Origin of the sequence: Pseudomonas sp. NPDC086112 (assembly GCF_044746425.1) — a bacterium.
Lineage (GTDB): Bacteria > Pseudomonadota > Gammaproteobacteria > Pseudomonadales > Pseudomonadaceae > Aquipseudomonas.
The window spans coordinates 1-15413 of record NZ_JBIVCD010000034.1 but is presented as its reverse complement, the minus strand read 5'-3'; the positions used below and the strand labels follow the sequence as shown (position 1 = coordinate 15413).

General features: G+C 59.4%; 15 protein-coding genes, 1 other RNA gene and 1 pseudogene. 10 read left to right on the top strand and 7 right to left on the bottom strand.

The window, feature by feature from the left end; all coding sequences use genetic code 11:
* Nucleotides 1–24: 24 nt before the first annotated feature.
* Nucleotides 25–579, bottom strand: a complete 555-nt coding sequence (locus ACIPLA_RS21040) for a YecA family protein (protein WP_008012538.1) — start codon at nt 577–579, stop codon at nt 25–27.
* A gap of 126 nt (nt 580–705) precedes the next feature.
* On the opposite strand from ACIPLA_RS21040, the gene ACIPLA_RS21035 reads away from it, so the two are divergent.
* From ACIPLA_RS21035 to ACIPLA_RS21020, 4 genes are all read left to right on the top strand, one after another.
* Complete coding sequence (locus ACIPLA_RS21035) at nt 706–915, top strand: TIGR02449 family protein (protein ID WP_007899405.1); 210 nt, start codon at nt 706–708, stop codon at nt 913–915.
* Complete coding sequence (locus tag ACIPLA_RS21030) at nt 912–1229, top strand: cell division protein ZapA (protein WP_123500406.1); 318 nt, start codon at nt 912–914, stop codon at nt 1227–1229. The genes ACIPLA_RS21035 and ACIPLA_RS21030 overlap by 4 nt, the downstream gene beginning before the upstream one ends.
* Before the next feature lie 30 nt (nt 1230–1259).
* A non-coding RNA gene (gene ssrS, locus ACIPLA_RS21025) (6S RNA) lies at nt 1260–1438 on the top strand.
* Between the two features lie 85 nt (nt 1439–1523).
* On the top strand, nt 1524–2129 hold the full coding sequence (locus ACIPLA_RS21020) for a 5-formyltetrahydrofolate cyclo-ligase (protein WP_401175605.1): 606 nt from the start codon (nt 1524–1526) through the stop codon (nt 2127–2129).
* A gap of 34 nt (nt 2130–2163) precedes the next feature.
* Here ACIPLA_RS21020 and ACIPLA_RS21015 read toward each other — a convergent pair whose 3' ends face one another.
* Nucleotides 2164–2313 (bottom strand): hypothetical protein, encoded by a 150-nt coding sequence (locus ACIPLA_RS21015; protein ID WP_401175602.1) that lies wholly within the window; start codon nt 2311–2313, stop codon nt 2164–2166.
* Between the two features lie 188 nt (nt 2314–2501).
* On the opposite strand from ACIPLA_RS21015, the gene ACIPLA_RS21010 reads away from it, so the two are divergent.
* The 4 genes from ACIPLA_RS21010 to ACIPLA_RS20995 all read left to right on the top strand — a co-directional run bounded on the left by ACIPLA_RS21010 (nt 2502) and on the right by ACIPLA_RS20995 (nt 7882).
* Nucleotides 2502–2951 (top strand): EVE domain-containing protein, encoded by a 450-nt coding sequence (locus ACIPLA_RS21010; RefSeq protein ID WP_401175599.1) that lies wholly within the window; start codon nt 2502–2504, stop codon nt 2949–2951.
* Nucleotides 2952–3078: 127 nt separating this feature from the next.
* Nucleotides 3079–4044 carry an HlyD family secretion protein gene (locus tag ACIPLA_RS21005; protein ID WP_123500412.1) on the top strand — a complete coding sequence of 322 codons (966 nt, stop codon included), beginning with the start codon at nt 3079–3081 and terminating at the stop codon, nt 4042–4044.
* The gene (rbbA, locus tag ACIPLA_RS21000; protein ID WP_401175596.1) at nt 4041–6764 is read left to right on the top strand and encodes a ribosome-associated ATPase/putative transporter RbbA; all 2724 of its coding nucleotides are present in this window, start codon (nt 4041–4043) and stop codon (nt 6762–6764) included. Before ACIPLA_RS21005 ends, rbbA begins: the two co-directional genes overlap by 4 nt.
* Nucleotides 6764–7882 carry an ABC transporter permease gene (locus tag ACIPLA_RS20995; protein WP_218395366.1) on the top strand — a complete coding sequence of 373 codons (1119 nt, stop codon included), beginning with the start codon at nt 6764–6766 and terminating at the stop codon, nt 7880–7882. The genes rbbA and ACIPLA_RS20995 overlap by 1 nt, the downstream gene beginning before the upstream one ends.
* A gap of 103 nt (nt 7883–7985) precedes the next feature.
* On the opposite strand, the gene ACIPLA_RS20990 is transcribed toward ACIPLA_RS20995, so the two are convergent.
* Nucleotides 7986–8393 carry a flagellar basal body-associated protein FliL gene (locus ACIPLA_RS20990; protein ID WP_095633149.1) on the bottom strand — a complete coding sequence of 136 codons (408 nt, stop codon included), beginning with the start codon at nt 8391–8393 and terminating at the stop codon, nt 7986–7988.
* A 150-nt stretch (nt 8394–8543) separates the two neighbouring features.
* On the opposite strand from ACIPLA_RS20990, the gene ACIPLA_RS20985 reads away from it, so the two are divergent.
* Both ACIPLA_RS20985 and glpT read left to right on the top strand, forming a co-directional pair.
* Nucleotides 8544–9521 carry an NADPH:quinone oxidoreductase family protein gene (locus tag ACIPLA_RS20985; protein WP_007899393.1) on the top strand — a complete coding sequence of 326 codons (978 nt, stop codon included), beginning with the start codon at nt 8544–8546 and terminating at the stop codon, nt 9519–9521.
* A gap of 220 nt (nt 9522–9741) precedes the next feature.
* Nucleotides 9742–11091 carry a glycerol-3-phosphate transporter gene (glpT, locus tag ACIPLA_RS20980; RefSeq protein ID WP_192344987.1) on the top strand — a complete coding sequence of 450 codons (1350 nt, stop codon included), beginning with the start codon at nt 9742–9744 and terminating at the stop codon, nt 11089–11091.
* Here glpT and ACIPLA_RS20975 read toward each other — a convergent pair.
* The 4 genes and pseudogenes from ACIPLA_RS20975 to rho form a co-directional block, all read right to left on the bottom strand.
* A complete protein-coding gene (locus ACIPLA_RS20975) occupies nt 11067–11735 on the bottom strand; it encodes a gamma-glutamylcyclotransferase (protein ID WP_218395367.1) in 669 nt (222 codons plus the stop codon). The two genes, glpT and ACIPLA_RS20975, sit on opposite strands and share 25 nt — an antisense overlap.
* Nucleotides 11736–11945: 210 nt before the next feature.
* Nucleotides 11946–12914: a CDP-6-deoxy-delta-3,4-glucoseen reductase gene (locus ACIPLA_RS20970; protein ID WP_218395368.1), complete on the bottom strand. Its 969-nt coding sequence runs from the start codon at nt 12912–12914 to the stop codon at nt 11946–11948.
* Entirely contained in the window at nt 12914–14380 is a 1467-nt protein-coding gene (ubiD, locus tag ACIPLA_RS20965; protein WP_218395369.1) for a 4-hydroxy-3-polyprenylbenzoate decarboxylase, read from the bottom strand. The genes ACIPLA_RS20970 and ubiD overlap by 1 nt, the downstream gene beginning before the upstream one ends.
* 142 nt (nt 14381–14522) lie before the next feature.
* Nucleotides 14523–15407: pseudogene (gene rho, locus ACIPLA_RS20960) on the bottom strand (transcription termination factor Rho); the annotation flags it as partial.
* Nucleotides 15408–15413: the final 6 nt, after the last annotated feature.

The window sequence follows — 15413 nt, the reverse complement described above, 5'->3', positions numbered from 1 at the left end:
CAGACGGCTTTCCCTGGCACGCGATTAATGCAACGACGGTTTGGCAGCCGCTTCGTCGGTTTTCTTGGTTTCGGTGAACAGCAGCAACGGAGCGACGCGCAGGTACTCCATTACTTCCATGTAGTCGCTTTCGCCGTCGTCGGACTCTTCCAGCGCGTCCTGTACCTGGGCAATGGCGGCGAGATCCTGCAACACTTCGGTGGCTTCAGTGCTCAAGGCATATTCGCGGCGGGTCAGACCGAAGCCGGTAAGAAAGCCCTGGCACCACTGGCCCAGTGCAGCCGCGCGCTCGGTGAGCGGCGCGTCGTCGGTCGGCAGCAGCAGAACAACGGTCATGTCGTCGCTGGTAAGCTCGCCCTTGACCATCTCTTGCAGGCCGATCAAGGCGTTGCGAACGTTGTCTTGTGGCTCGCCTTCGAGCAGCTCGGCGGCGTCAGCCAACCAGCTGTCGGCTTCGAAGCCGGCACCGGCGCAACTGCGGCCGAGCAACAAGCCGTGCAGTTCGGCAGGCGAGACGGGATGGCCGCTGGTGCTCAGCAGGGTGGCAAAGGCTTGGTACGGAGAATTCTGAATGGGCATGGGCAGCTAGGCGCCAGACGGCGCTATGTCTAGAATGAAGGCCTTGTATCCTACATCGACAGACTCGCCAAGACTATTAAAGGCTGTCCGCCAGCTATCACGCATCAGACACAACCAGTGGACACAATGGAAGACACCGACCTGCAAGCGCTGATGGCCAGACTCGAGCTGCTAATTACTCGAGTCGAGCAACTAAAGAGTCAGAATGGACTCCTATTAGCTCAGGAAAAGAGCTGGCGCGAGGAACGCGCGCATCTCATTGAAAAAAATGAAATCGCCCGGCGTAAGGTCGAATCGATGATTTCGCGCCTCAAGGCCCTGGAGCAAGACTCATGAGTTCAAGCAATAGCGTTACCGTGCAGATCCTCGACAAAGAATATTCGATCATCTGCCCCCAGGAAGAGCGCAGCAACCTGGTGAGCGCTGCTCGTTACCTGGACGGCAAGATGCGCGAAATTCGCAGCAGCGGCAAAGTCATCGGCGCCGACCGCATCGCCGTGATGGCCGCGCTGAACATCACGCACGATCTTCTGCACAAGGAAGATCGCCCGGATGTGCAGGCCAGCGGTTCGACCCGCGAGCAGGTTCGCGACCTGCTGGACCGCGTCGATCTGGTGCTGTCGACCGATCCGGATGTCACCAAGGGCTGAAACGCGAAACCGCTTGGGGTATACTCGCATCACTCCCTGGGGTGCTTGCCAGTTGACGACGTCCCTGAGCCGATTCGCACTACCCTGGAGGTTGCACGTTGGGCTGGTGTGCATGTCCGCTAGACGGAAAGCCTTAAAGCCTACTGCATCTTCCACCTTGAACTTTCGGGTTCAAGGGCTAAGTCGACAGCGGTTCATCCGGGGAGCCTGATTCCAGTCCGATGCCGGTTTAAATACCGGCATCGGCTTTTTTACGGGTACGCTTTGGTACTCGCACTTCTGAAGCCTGAACCCATGACCGAACCTGCGCTGCTGCCCCGCCCGCAACTTCGACGCATGCTGCGCAAGGCCCGCCGCGCACTGACTCCCAGTCAGCAGCGCGAGGCCGCTCGCGGGCTGTATAAGCAATTGGCCCAGCACCCGCTGTTCCGCCGCGCAAAACACATCTCCCTGTACCTGCCCACCGACGGTGAAATCGATCCGCGCCTGTTGATGCGTGCCGCACAACGTCGGGGCAAGGCGACGTATCTGCCGGTGCTCAGTGCCTGGCCGCGAACCAAAATGGTGTTCCAGCGGATTCGCCCCGGCGAAAAGCTCAAACCCAACCGTTTTCGCATCCCCGAACCACGACACAACATTGCCCGACAACGCAAGGTCTGGGCGCTGGATCTGGTGTTGTTGCCGCTGGTGGGGTTTGACGATGTCGGCGGACGCCTGGGAATGGGCGGTGGTTTCTACGATCGAAGCCTGGCGTACCTGGCGCGCCGCAAAAACTGGCGCAAGCCGACGCTTCTGGGCCTGGCCCATGAATGTCAGAAGGTTCAACGATTAGCTCAGGCGAGCTGGGATGTGCCGCTGCAGGGAACGGTCACGGACAAGGCATGGTATTTCGCGGACTAGACGCCACTGATTTCAGCGGCGTCGAAAGACAGGTTCAGCGCTTGAAGGCCGACGGCTGTTGCTGCGAGATCTCGACCGGAGCATCGGGTTTGTTGTTCCACAAGCTTTGGGCATAGCCGGTGGTCACGACACCAAGGCCGAATAAAATAACCAAAATCCATAGTAAATCCGGTTTGCGTTTCATCGATTGCCCCCCAAAGGCACATCAACACGATGACAGCAGCGGTTTCCGTTGTAGGTGTAGGCCGTGCAGCAGCGTCAAGCTTAGAAGGCCGGCATTTTGCGACAACGTGAACCGACACGCAAACGCTGGCGTCAACCGACTGTCGGTTTGTCATAAAATTGCCCACTCACCTCGCAAGGAGCAAAACCATGGCCTATTGGCTGATGAAATCCGAGCCCGACGAACTCTCGATCGAAGACCTGGAGAAGCTTGGCCGAGCGCGCTGGGACGGGGTTCGCAACTACCAGGCGCGCAACTTTTTGCGGGCCATGGCGGTGGGTGACGAGTTTTTCTTCTATCACTCCAGCTGCCCGGAGCCGGGGATTGCCGGGATCGGCAAGATTGTCGAGGCAGCCTATCCGGACCCGACGGCGCTGGAGCCTGAGAGTCATTACTTCGATCCGAAGGCCACTGCCGAGAAAAACGCCTGGAGCGCGATTGATGTTGCTCACGTCGAGACGTTTTCCAAGGTGCTGAAGCTCGATTATCTGAAGCAGCAAACGGCGTTGGCCGAGATGCCACTGGTACAGAAAGGCTCGCGACTGTCGGTGATGCCCGTCACCGCTGAGCAATGGGCCGCGGTGCTTGATCTGCGCTAAATAACGCAGATCCGTCCGTCACACTGGATCATCTCCCGATCGCTCAGGGTGACCCTCAGTTGACTGACATCAAGCCCCTCAGGCGCTTGCCTGTCAGACTACGGCGCTACAGACGCAGGATGCCTACATGTCGACGCACAGCCGTTCTTCTCTTTTCTTCGCCTTTTTACTGGGGGCTTTGCTACTGGCCGCTGGGGGATTCGGTTATTGGAAGTCGACGCTTAACCGACTGCCCGAAGGTCTGTATGTCGGCAATGGTCGGCTTGAAGCCACTGAAGTGCAGATCGCCAGCAAGACTCCCGGCCGGCTGGCTGAAGTACTGGTGGACGAAGGCGACAAAGTAACCAAAGGTCAACTGCTGGCCCGCATGGACACCCGCACCCTTGAAGCCCAGCGCAGGCAGGCTGAAGCCGAAGTGATACGCGCCCGGGAAAATCTCTCCGCCGCCCAGGCCAATGTGCAACTGCGCCAGAGTGAGCAACTGCTTGCCCATCAAGAGCTCAAACGCTCCCAGGAACTGTTCAAGCGCGGTTTCGCCAGTGGTCAGATCATCGACCAGCAGCAGTCACGCTTCGACACTGGCAATGCGGCCGTCACCGCGGCCCGCGCTCAGGTGTCCGCCGTCGGCGCAGCCATTGGCGCGGCACAGGCACAAGTCGCTCAGCTAACCAGCGAAATTGACGACAGCAGCTTACGAGCCCCCATCGACGGGGTGATTCAGCTGCGCATGGCCGAACCCGGTGAAGTGCTCGGCGCCGGTGGGCGGGTACTACTGCTGATTGACCCGAACGACCAATACATGAACCTCTATCTTGCGGCGTCCGTGGCCGGACGCCTGGCGGTCGGCGATGAAGCGCGGATCCTGCTGGACGCCCTGCCCGGTCAGCCGTTGCCGGCGAAAATCAGCTTCGTGGCGGCCAAATCGCAGTTCACACCCAAAGAAGTCGAGACCCGCGACGAGCGTCAGAAACTGGTGTTTCGGGTCAAGCTACACCTGACCCAACCCAGCGCTGTGCCCCAGGCCAAACCGGGGATGCCCGGCAACGGCTACGTGCGCACCGCTCCCATTGACTGGCCGGCCAATCTTCAATGACCGGCCTGGCACTGCATGCCACCCGCCTTCAGCATCGTTATGGCCAACAGCAGGCGCTGACCGACATCACGTTCAGCCTGCCTGCCGGCACCCGGTGCGGGTTGATTGGTCCGGATGGCGCTGGTAAATCCAGCCTGCTGGGATTGATCGCCGGCGTGAAGACATTACAAGACGGCCAGCTGGAAGTACTCGGTGGCTCGATCCAGAATCGGCGCCACCGCAACAGCCTCTACTCGCGTATCGCGTTCATGCCTCAGGGCCTGGGCGGCAACCTGTATCCCGAGCTGTCGATCAGCGAGAACATTCACTTCTTCGCCACACTGTTCGGGTTGTCCGGGGCCGAGTGCGATCAGCGCATGCAGAGCCTGCTACTGGCCACTGATCTACTGCGGTTTGCCGAGCGCCCGGCCGGCAAGCTATCGGGCGGAATGAAACAGAAGCTCGGCCTCTGTTGTGCGCTGATCCATGAACCGGACTTGTTGATCCTCGATGAACCGACCACTGGCGTCGATCCCTTGTCCCGGCGGCGCTTCTGGGAGTTGATTGATGACGTTCGGCGCCAACGCCCACAACTGACGTTACTGGTCGCCACCGCGTATATGGAAGAGGCCGAGCAGTTTGAACACTGCCTGATGCTCGATGGCGGCAAGCTGATCGCCGCCGGTTTGAGCCACGAACTGAAGGCGGTTACTCCTGGCGGCAAACTTGATGAGGCCTTCACCCACTTTCAGGGCGACACCGGCCATGACAACCAGCCGCTACTGATCCCTCCTCGAACCAACGCCACTGCCGACATCGCCATCGAAGCCCACAACCTGACCTTGCGCTTCGGCGATTTCACGGCTGTGGACAAGGTCAGCTTCGCCATCGGCCGCGGCGAGATCTTCGGGTTTCTGGGTTCCAACGGCTGCGGCAAAACCACCACCATGAAAGTGCTCACCGGGCTGATTCCGGCCAGCGAAGGCAGCGCCACGTTGCTGGGCAATCCGGTGAACGCCAAGGATCTGGCCACCCGAAAACGCGTTGGTTTCATGTCCCAGAGTTTCTCTTTGTATGGCGAACTCAGCGTACGGCAGAACCTGGACTTGCACGCGCGGTTGTTCGATTTGCCCAAGGCCGACAGTGCTCAGCGCATCGACGAGCTGATCCAGCGTTTCAACCTGGGTAGCGTCGCTCATCAACCCTCTGGTGCATTGCCGCTTGGCCTGCGCCAACGCTTATCCCTGGCGGTGGCGGTGCTGCATCGCCCGGAAGTGCTGATCCTCGACGAACCGACCTCCGGTGTCGACCCGGCGGCCCGGGACGATTTCTGGCGACTGCTGATCGAACTGTCCCGCGAACAGGGCGTGACGATTTTCCTGTCTACCCATTTCATGAACGAAGCCCAGCGCTGCGACCGCATCTCGTTGATGCACGCCGGCAAGGTATTGGCCTGCGACACCCCGGCAGCCCTGCAACAGCAGTTCAAGGGCCAGACACTGGAGGCGGCGTTCGTCACCTGCCTGGAACAGGCCCAGGGCCCGATCGCAACGGCGCCGTCGCCAGTGCCCATCGACACGACACTTGCACCTACCACAAAGGTGAAAGATCACGGCTTCAGTTTTGGACGGCTGCGGGCACTGGCGAGTCGCGAAGGCAAGGAACTGCTGCGCGATAAAGTACGCATGGCCTTCGCCCTGCTCGGGGCGATTTTGATGATGGTGATCTTCGGCTACGGCATTTCCCTGGATGTGGAGAAACTCGCCTTCGCGGTTTACGACCAGGACCAGACCCCGCAAAGCCGGGCTTACCTGGAGGCCTTCCGCGGCTCCCGTTACTTCGACGAGCAACCCTCCATAAGCGATGCGGCGCAGTTGCATCGACGACTGCAGCGCTCGGAAATCAAACTGGCGCTGGAGATCCCGCCCGGGTTCAGCCGAGACCTGTTCGCCGGTCGCCAACCCGCTGTAGCGGCCTGGCTCGATGGCGGCATGCCGTTTCGCGCCGAAACCAGCCGCAACTATGTGGAAGCGGTCCACCTGGCCAACCTTGAGCAATTGGCCGAGCAGTCCAGCCCGGCATTAAACCGGCAAGCAGCGGCCGAACTGGAAACCCGCTTCCGCTACAACCAGGACGTCATCAGCGTAAACGCCATCGGTCCCGGGGTGATGGCGCTGATCCTGGCGTTCATCCCGGCCATGCTGACTGCGCTGGGTATCGTGCGGGAAAAAGAACTGGGCTCGATTACCAACTTCTACGCTACACCGCTGACCCGCCTGGAGTTCCTGTTAGGTAAACAGGCGCCGTATCTGGCCGTCAGCCTGATCAACCTCGCCGTCCTGACGGCCATGAATCGCTGGCTGTTCGGCGTGCCCTTCAAGGGCAGCGCACTGACCCTGGCCTTCGGCGGGCTGCTCTACGTACTGGCGACCACCAGCATGGGTCTGTTGATTTCAGCGTTCACCCGAACCCAGATTGCCGCCATCCTCGGCACCATGATCATCACCAGTCTGCCGACCATTCAGTTTTCCGGTTTGATCGTGCCGCGCTCCTCCCTTGACGGCGCGGCCGCGGTCATGGGGATGCTGTTTCCGGCGGGCTACTTCCTCGATATCGCCGTCGGCACCTTTACCAAGGCACTGGATATCCGGCAGTTGTGGCCGCAATGCCTGGCACTGTTCGGGTTCTTTCTCGGGTTCACCGGGCTTAGCCTGGCCATGCTGAAAAAGCAGGAGGTCTGATGCACAAGCTTGCGCACATCCTGCGTCTTGGTCTCAAGGAACTCATGAGCCTGCGACACGACAGTGTATTGCTGCTGTTCCTGTTCTACGCCTTTACCGTGGCGATCTATATGCCGGCCGCGGGCTCCGTGATCGGCGTGCACAACGCCAGCGTGGCCATGGTCGATGAAGATCACAGCCACCTGTCACGACAATTGGCCCAAGCCCTGCAACCACCGGAATTCCAGCCGCCGGTGTCGCTGCCCTATGAACAGATGGACGAAGTGCTGGATAGCGGGCGATACACCTTCGTGATCAATGTTCCGGCAAATTTTCAGGCGGATCTGTTGGCCGGCCGCCAGCCGGCGGTGCAGGTCAACGTCGACGCCACGGCCATGAGCCAGGCCTTCATGGGCGCGGGCTACATCGGACGGATTTTCCAGCGCGAGCTGCTGACCTACAGTGGCCAGGGCGATGCGGCGAACAAGTCCCCCGTGTTGTTGACGACGCGAGCCTTGTTCAATACCAACCTGGAGGGCGGCTGGTTCCTGGCGGTGATTCAGATCGTCAACAACATCACCATCCTCGCCATCATATTGACCGGCACAGCGCTGCTGCGTGAGCGCGAACACGGCACCCTCGATCATTTGCTGGTGCTGCCGCTGACGGCGCTGGAGATCATGCTGGCGAAAATCTGGAGCAATATGCTGGTGGTGGTGCTGTGCACCTGGGTGTCGCTGGAAGTGATAGTCAAAGGCGCACTCGGCGTGCCGCTGGCCGGCTCCATGACCTTATTTTTGCTGGTGACGGCGGTTTATCTGTTCGCCAGCACAGCGCTGGGGATATTCCTCGCGACCCTCGCCCGCTCGACACCGCAGTTCGGCTTGTTGGCGATTCCGGTCATTATCCCGATGTTGCTGCTCTCTGGCGGCAGTACGCCGCTCGACAGCATGCCGCAATGGCTGCAATGGGTGATGCAGGGCTCGCCATCCACGCACTTCGTCAGCCTCAGCGCCGCGATACTGTTTCGCGACGCTGGCATCCGTGTGGTCTGGCCGGACTTGCTGGCATTGAGCGCCATCGGCCTGCTGTTTTTTACCATTGCGCTGATGCGGTTTCGCAAGAGCCTGGCGTCCTGAAGGACCGAGTCGCGCCCTTCGCAAGCCCGCTCCCACAGGGTTCTGCGCTGCTCCTGCAGGAGCGGGGTTGCCCGCGAAGAGGCCGCCTGGACAGCAAAAAGACTTATTGAATAATAAGGTTGTTGAACAACAAATCCTCAACCACCGGCTTGCCGGTCTCATCATTCATCACTTGCTGGGTTTGTTTCAGGGCTTCCTGACGCAGCTTTTCCTTGGCTTCGACGTTGTTCATGGCTTCAGTGGTCTGCTGCGCAAACAACGCCACCAGCTTATTACGGATCAATGGCTCATTGGCCTTTACCGCTTTGGTCGCCTCGTCACCGGTCACCCGCAACGCCACATCGGCCTTGTAGACCTTGAGCTTCGGCGTACCGTCCAGCCCATAGTTGCCCACGAATGGCGGACTCAGGGTGATGTAGTTGACCTTCGGGGCTTCACCTTCTTTGGCTTCTTCGGCCATCGCTGCCACAGGCAGAGACAGGGCCAGCATCAACATGATCCACGCTTTCACAATTCGCTCCTTATCCGGTTTGCGGCCAAGCATAACGACCCGCCGCTCAAGCACAAGCTTATGGCTGACTATCAGGGTCGGGCATGCTCGTTGACCCAATGACTCACACACCTACACTTATCGGCCATCACTCCCAAAGGAATAGCCCTGATGAAAGCCGTGCTGTGCAAAGCCTTCGGCCCTGCCGAATCGCTGGTGCTGGAAGACGTCGCCAGCCCTGTCGCGAAGAAGAATGAAATCCTGCTGGACGTGCATGCGGCTGGGGTGAATTTCCCGGACACGTTGATCATCGAGGGTAAATATCAGTTCAAGCCGCCCTTCCCGTTTTCTCCGGGTGGCGAAGCGGCCGGCGTGGTCAGCGCAGTGGGCGAAAAGGTCAGCCACCTCAAGGTCGGTGACCGGGTCATGGCCCTGACTGGCTGGGGCAGCTTTGCCGAGCAGGTCGCGGTGCCGGGCTACAACGTGCTGCCGATCCCGCCCTCGATGGACTTCAACACCGCCGCCGCATTCAGCATGACCTACGGCACGTCGATGCACGCCCTCAAACAACGGGGCAACCTGCAACCTGGCGAAACCTTGCTGGTACTCGGCGCTTCCGGCGGCGTCGGCCTTGCCGCCGTGGAAATCGGTAAAGCCATGGGCGCCCGGGTGATCGCTGCCGCCAGCAGCGCGGAAAAACTCGCGGTGGCCAAGGCAGCCGGCGCCGATGAGTTGATCAACTACAGCGAAACCAGCCTCAAGGACGAGATCAAACGCCTGACCGACGGCCAAGGCGCCGACGTGATCTACGATCCGGTGGGTGGCGACCTGTTCGACCAGGCAATCCGCGCCATTGCCTGGAACGGCCGTCTACTGGTAGTCGGCTTCGCCAGCGGACGAATCCCTGAGCTGCCAGTGAACCTGGCACTGCTCAAAGGCGCAGCAGTGGTCGGCGTGTTCTGGGGCTCCTTTGCCCAGCGCCAACCACAGGACAACGCGGCAAACTTCCAGCAACTGTTCGGCTGGTTTGCCGAAGGCAAGCTGAAGCCGCTGGTGTCTCAGGTTTATCCGCTGAGCAATGCGGCGCAGGCCATCAATGATCTTGGCCAGCGCAAGGCGGTCGGGAAAGTGGTGGTTCAGGTTCGCTGATTGTTTACCTGACCTGCTTGACCCGAACCGGGTCGCAGCCCTGCGCCCCGGTTACGCCATCCCCATACCGCCCTGCATTTATACCTGAGCGACATGTTCATAAAAGAACATGCGATCTCCCACATTTCCACTGTTTGACTGATGCGAACCGGTGCTATTTTCGGTAACGAAACTGTAACATTCGCATCCGCAGTCAAAACAAGAAATCTGGAGCCTTTGAATGTTTGCTTTCTTTCGTCCTGCCGCACATCAGGCTCCTTTGCCTGAAGAAAAAATAGACAGCACCTATCGACGCCTTCGCTGGCAGATCTTCGCCGGGATTTTCATTGGGTATGCGGGTTACTACCTGCTGCGCAAGAACTTCACCCTGGCATTTCCGGATCTGATCGCCCAAGGCTATACAAAAGGCCAACTCGGGGTGGCGATGTCGGCGATTGCAATCGCCTACGGTCTTTCCAAGTTTTTGATGGGCATCGTGTCCGACCGCTCCAACCCTCGTTACTTCCTGCCCTTTGGCCTGATTGTGTCCGCCGGGGTGATGTTCGTTTTCGGTTTCGCACCGTGGGCAACGTCCAGCGTGACCATGATGTTCATCCTGTTGTTCATCAACGGCTGGGCGCAAGGCATGGGTTGGCCACCGAGCGGGCGCACCATGGTGCACTGGTGGTCGCAGAAAGAACGCGGCGGCGTGGTTTCGGTATGGAACACCGCGCATAACGTCGGCGGCGGCTTGATCGGCCCGCTGGCGATACTCGGCATGGGCTGGTTCAACGACTGGCACAGCAAGTTCTACGTACCGGCAGCGGTGGCGTTGCTGGTCGCTGTATTTGCCTTCATTGTCATGCGCGATACTCCGCAATCGACGGGCTTGCCGCCTATCGAGAAGTACAAGAACGACTACCCGGAAGGCTACGACGCCAGCCACGAAGAAGAATTCAGCGCCAAGGACATCTTCGTCAAATACGTGCTGCGCAACAAAATGCTCTGGTTCATCGCGCTGGCCAACGTCTTCGTCTACTTGTTGCGCTATGGCATCCTGGATTGGGCGCCGACCTACCTTAAAGAGGTCAAGCACTTCGACTTCGACAAGACGTCCTGGGCTTACTTCCTGTACGAGTGGGCAGGCATTCCCGGCACGCTGCTGTGTGGCTGGATGTCGGACAAGATCTTCCGGGGCAACCGTGGCCTGACCGGCATGGTGTTCATGGCGTTGGTGACTGTGGCGACTGTGGTGTATTGGCTGAATCCACCGGGCAACCCGATGGTCGATATGATCTCGCTGTTCGCGATCGGCTTCCTGATCTATGGCCCGGTGATGCTGGTGGGTCTGCAGGCGCTGGAGCTGGTGCCCAAGAAAGCCGCGGGCACGGCTGCCGGTTTCACTGGTTTGTTTGGTTACCTGGGTGGTTCAGTCGCGGCCAGTGCCCTGATGGGCTACACGGTGGACTATTTCGGCTGGGATGGCGGCTTCATCCTGTTGGTCGTCGCCTGCCTGCTGGCAATGGCGTTTCTGGCACCCACCCTGGGTCACAAGAACGTCGCCAGTCAGAGCCGCGAAGCGATCGCCTGATCGGTCTTTGATTTGCAGCGCTTGAGCCGCGCCTCCAGATTCCGGTCTGGCATGGCGTGGCTACGCAGGGCGTGCGCGGTCTGCTCGACATACTCGCGAGTGGTGCCGTAACGCCCGCAAGCGCTTTCGAATACCTGGCTCAGCACATGATCCGGCAAGTTGCCGGCATAGCTGGGCAGGTGCCGCTCCAATACGAATCCCAATGCCTGAACCTGGTTTCCGTCTTCGAGACGGCAGTTGAGCCAGTGTGGGCGATAGGACGGGAATGGCATTTCACGCTGCCAGAGCGCATACAGCGAAGCGTCGAGTTGTTCTTCGGGCAAGCGATAGGCAAACCCGCTGCATGAGCCGCCGCGATCCAGGCCAAACACCAGCCCCGGCACTTCCGGTGTACCGCGATGTTCGTGGGACCACAGGTATAAACCGCGATGGTAGCCATGCACCCGACCGCGCACTCGCTCAACCGCCGCACATTCAGGGCGCCAGATCAGCGAACCATAAGCGAATAGCCAGACCGGCCCACCCTTGTGGCGCGCCATGGTCGCCTGCATTGAGCCGAGTAATTGTTCGTGCGTGAGCTGCGGCCCCAGATCGAGCCGCGGAGGGTAAGCCAGATTCAAAAAAGCAGATTCAATGGCGCTCATGGCGAATAGCGTTCAGCTCCCCGCGGGTGAAGAATTACTTAATAGAACGCACCGCTGTAACAATAAGGCACATATGTTTTAAGGCAATTTAAGTGCCATGGCGGCGCTCTAAAACTTATTGTCTGAATGAGATATAACCTACCGGCATTTATAAAAATTTATAAATACCGATCGGCTATATGGGGAGTTATAACGATTTAAGATCGCGGATCAAGATCGGGGGGCGTAAGCGAACACATCCGCGCGCATTTGATGGGCATCCATCCCCGCTTCGACCAGCGCATCCAGCGTGCCATAGACCATGGCCGGAGAGCCGCTGGCATAGACATGCAGGGCTTTCAGGTCAGGGAAATCTTCACACACTGCCTCATGCAACATGCCGCAGCGCCCTCCCCAGCCACACTGATCGCTGACGACTTTATGCAGGAACAGATTGGGCAGTTTTTCCCATTCATCCCAATGCTCAATGTCATAAAAGTCTTCGGGACGACGCACGCCCCAATACAGATGCACCGGATGCTTGAATCCCGCGGCCCGGCAATGTTCGATCAGGCTGTGGATCTGGCCCATGCCGGTACCGGCAGCAATCAGTACCAGTGGACCGTCTGGCAATTCCGCCAGATGGGTATCGCCGAACGGCATTTCGATGCGCACTATCGCGTTGCGCTGAAGCTGTTCGATCAGGCTCAACGCACTGCTTTCGCGCGCCAGTACATGAATTTCCAGGTCGCGCCCGGAATGCGGTGCAGAGGCCAGGGAGAAGGCGGATTTCTCGCCGTTCTCTCGCTCGATCATCAAATACTGGCCGGCGTGATAGCGCGGCGGCTTGCCCGCCGGCGCACGCAGACGCACGCGCCAGGTATCGCCGCCGACATCCCTGCATTCAATGACCTGACACGACACGCTGCGCACCGGCAATTCTCCCAGCGCGAGCACGCCATCCCACAGCACGATGCAGTCTTCCAGCGGCTCTGCAATGCAAGTGTAGAACTCGCCATGGTCACGCACATCGCCGGCTTGTTCGACCCGCCCTTCCACCAGCAACGCGCCACACACATGGCAATTGCCGTTACGACAGCTTTGCGGGCATTCATAGCCCAGGCGCCGCGCGCCATCGAGAATTCGCTCGCCGGGCAGAATCTCTAGCACTGCTCCGGAGGGCTGCAAGGTTACACGCATCAATCTATTCCTAACTGATTCCAGATGGCATCGATCCGTTGGGTAACGGCTTCATCCTTGACGATGACCCGGCCCCACTCGCGGGTGGTTTCGCCTGGCCATTTATGCGTGGCATCGAGCCCCATCTTCGAGCCCAGGCCGGAAACCGGCGAGGCGAAGTCGAGGTAGTCGATCGGCGTGTTGTCGATCATCACCGTGTCACGCTTGGGGTCCATGCGCGTGGTGATGGCCCAGATCACGTCGTTCCAGTCCCGTGCGTTGATATCGTCGTCAGTGACGATAACGAACTTGGTGTACATGAACTGTCGCAAAAACGACCAGACACCGAGCATTACCCGCTTGGCATGCCCAGGATACGACTTCTTCATGGTCACGATGGCCATGCGGTACGAACAGCCTTCGGGCGGCAGGTAGAAGTCGGTGATCTCCGGAAACTGCTTCTGCAGGATCGGCACGAACACTTCATTCAGCGCCACACCGAGTATCGCCGGCTCATCCGGCGGACGGCCGGTGTAGGTGCTGTGATAGATCGGTTTGATTCGATGGGTGATGCGCTCGACGGTGAACACCGGGAAGCTGTCGACTTCGTTGTAATAGCCAGTGTGGTCGCCATACGGGCCTTCGTCGGCCATTTCACCCGGATGGATCACGCCTTCCAGAATGATTTCAGCAGTGGCCGGCACTTGCAGGTCGTTGCCGCGGCACTTCACCAGTTCGGTGCGATTGCCGCGCAACAGACCGGCGAAAGCATATTCGGAAAGGCTGTCCGGTACGGGCGTCACAGCACCCAGAATGGTTGCAGGGTCAGCGCCCAAGGCCACGGAGACCGGGAACGGCTGGCCGGGGTGTTTCTCGCACCATTCACGGTAATCCAGCGCGCCGCCACGGTGGCTCAACCAGCGCATGATCACCTTGTTGCGGCCGATCACTTGCTGACGATAGATGCCGAGGTTCTGGCGGTCCTTGTTCGGACCTTTGGTGACGGTCAGGCCCCAGGTGATCAGTGGACCGACGTCGCCCGGCCAGCAGGTCTGTACCGGTAACATCGCCAGATCGACATCGTCGCCTTCGATGACCACTTCCTGGCACACCGCGTCTTTGACGACTTTCGGCGCCATGGCAATGATCTTGCGGAAGATCGGCAGCTTGGACCAAGCGTCTTTCAGGCCTTTCGGCGGCTCGGGCTCTTTGAGGAACGCCAACAGCTTGCCGATTTCGCGCAGCTCGCTGACCGCTTCTGCGCCCATGCCCAGCGCCACGCGCTCGGGGGTGCCGAACAGGTTGCCGAGTACGGGAATGTCATAACCGATAGGGTTTTCGAAAAGCAGCGCCGGGCCCTTGGCGCGCAACGTGCGATCGCAGACCTCGGTCATTTCGAGCACTGGGGACACTGGAACCTGGATGCGCTTGAGTTCGCCGCGCTTTTCCAGGCCGCTGATAAAGTCGCGCAAGTCGCGATACTGCATGCGTGAGCCTCGTGTTGGCCGTGGCGTTCGGGGCAGGCAGTTTAGCGCCGAACCCCTCTATTCAGAACCACGAACTGCCGGTTCATCAAAAATCAGATAGCAAAAAGCCGGGTTTCCCCGGCTTTTGCTGACTTTCTGCGACTTACTTGCGTTTCATCGACAGGAAGAACTCGTCGTTGGTCTTGGTCTGTTTCAGCTTGTCGACCAGGAACTCGATGGCAGAGACTTCGTCCATCGGGTGCAGCAGCTTGCGCAGGATCCACATACGCTGCAGTTCGTCGTCGGCCGTCAGCAACTCTTCGCGGCGAGTACCGGAGCGGTTGATGTTGATGGCCGGGAACACACGTTTTTCAGCGATCTTGCGATCCAGAGGCAGTTCCATGTTGCCGGTGCCTTTGAATTCCTCGTAGATCACTTCGTCCATCTTCGAGCCGGTTTCAACCAGCGCGGTAGCGATGATGGTCAGCGAGCCGCCTTCTTCGATGTTCCGTGCAGCACCGAAGAAACGTTTCGGTTTCTCCAGGGCGTGGGCATCGACACCACCGGTCAGCACCTTGCCGGAGCTCGGGATCACGGTGTTGTAGGCACGCGCCAGACGGGTGATGGAGTCGAGCAGGATCACCACGTCCTTCTTGTGTTCGACCAGGCGCTGGGCCTTCTCGATCACCATTTCGGCAACCTGCACGTGGCGGGTTGGCGGCTCGTCGAACGTCGAGGCAACCACTTCGCCGCGCACGGTGCGCTGCATTTCGGTCACTTCTTCCGGACGTTCGTCGATCAGCAATACGATCAGATGAACTTCAGGATTGTTACGTGCGATGTTCGCCGCGATGTTTTGCAGCATGATCGTTTTACCGGCTTTCGGCGGTGCAACGATCAGGCCGCGCTGGCCTTTGCCGATCGGGGCGCACAGGTCGATGACACGACCGGTCAAGTCTTCGGTGGAACCGTTACCGGCTTCCATCTTCATGCGCACGGTCGGGAACATCGTGGTCTTGTTCTGGATGAGATTCTTGTTTTTCGCGTTCTAGGG

What these genes read in the sequence shown, in the direction of transcription:
- ACIPLA_RS20985 (WP_007899393.1), top strand. Translation starts at nt 8,544, where the DNA reads ATGAAAGCCGTGCTGTGCAAAGCCTTCGGCCCTGCCGAATCGCTGGTG.
- ACIPLA_RS21015 (WP_401175602.1), bottom strand. Translation starts at nt 2,313, where the DNA reads ATGAAACGCAAACCGGATTTACTATGGATTTTGGTTATTTTATTCGGC.
- ACIPLA_RS20995 (WP_218395366.1), top strand. Translation starts at nt 6,764, where the DNA reads ATGCACAAGCTTGCGCACATCCTGCGTCTTGGTCTCAAGGAACTCATG.
- ACIPLA_RS21010 (WP_401175599.1), top strand. Translation starts at nt 2,502, where the DNA reads ATGGCCTATTGGCTGATGAAATCCGAGCCCGACGAACTCTCGATCGAA.
- ACIPLA_RS21035 (WP_007899405.1), top strand. Translation starts at nt 706, where the DNA reads ATGGAAGACACCGACCTGCAAGCGCTGATGGCCAGACTCGAGCTGCTA.
- ACIPLA_RS21020 (WP_401175605.1), top strand. Translation starts at nt 1,524, where the DNA reads ATGACCGAACCTGCGCTGCTGCCCCGCCCGCAACTTCGACGCATGCTG.
- ACIPLA_RS20975 (WP_218395367.1), bottom strand. Translation starts at nt 11,735, where the DNA reads ATGAGCGCCATTGAATCTGCTTTTTTGAATCTGGCTTACCCTCCGCGG.
- rbbA (WP_401175596.1), top strand. Translation starts at nt 4,041, where the DNA reads ATGACCGGCCTGGCACTGCATGCCACCCGCCTTCAGCATCGTTATGGC.
- ACIPLA_RS21030 (WP_123500406.1), top strand. Translation starts at nt 912, where the DNA reads ATGAGTTCAAGCAATAGCGTTACCGTGCAGATCCTCGACAAAGAATAT.
- ACIPLA_RS21005 (WP_123500412.1), top strand. Translation starts at nt 3,079, where the DNA reads ATGTCGACGCACAGCCGTTCTTCTCTTTTCTTCGCCTTTTTACTGGGG.
- glpT (WP_192344987.1), top strand. Translation starts at nt 9,742, where the DNA reads ATGTTTGCTTTCTTTCGTCCTGCCGCACATCAGGCTCCTTTGCCTGAA.
- ACIPLA_RS20970 (WP_218395368.1), bottom strand. Translation starts at nt 12,914, where the DNA reads ATGCGTGTAACCTTGCAGCCCTCCGGAGCAGTGCTAGAGATTCTGCCC.
- ubiD (WP_218395369.1), bottom strand. Translation starts at nt 14,380, where the DNA reads ATGCAGTATCGCGACTTGCGCGACTTTATCAGCGGCCTGGAAAAGCGC.
- ACIPLA_RS21040 (WP_008012538.1), bottom strand. Translation starts at nt 579, where the DNA reads ATGCCCATTCAGAATTCTCCGTACCAAGCCTTTGCCACCCTGCTGAGC.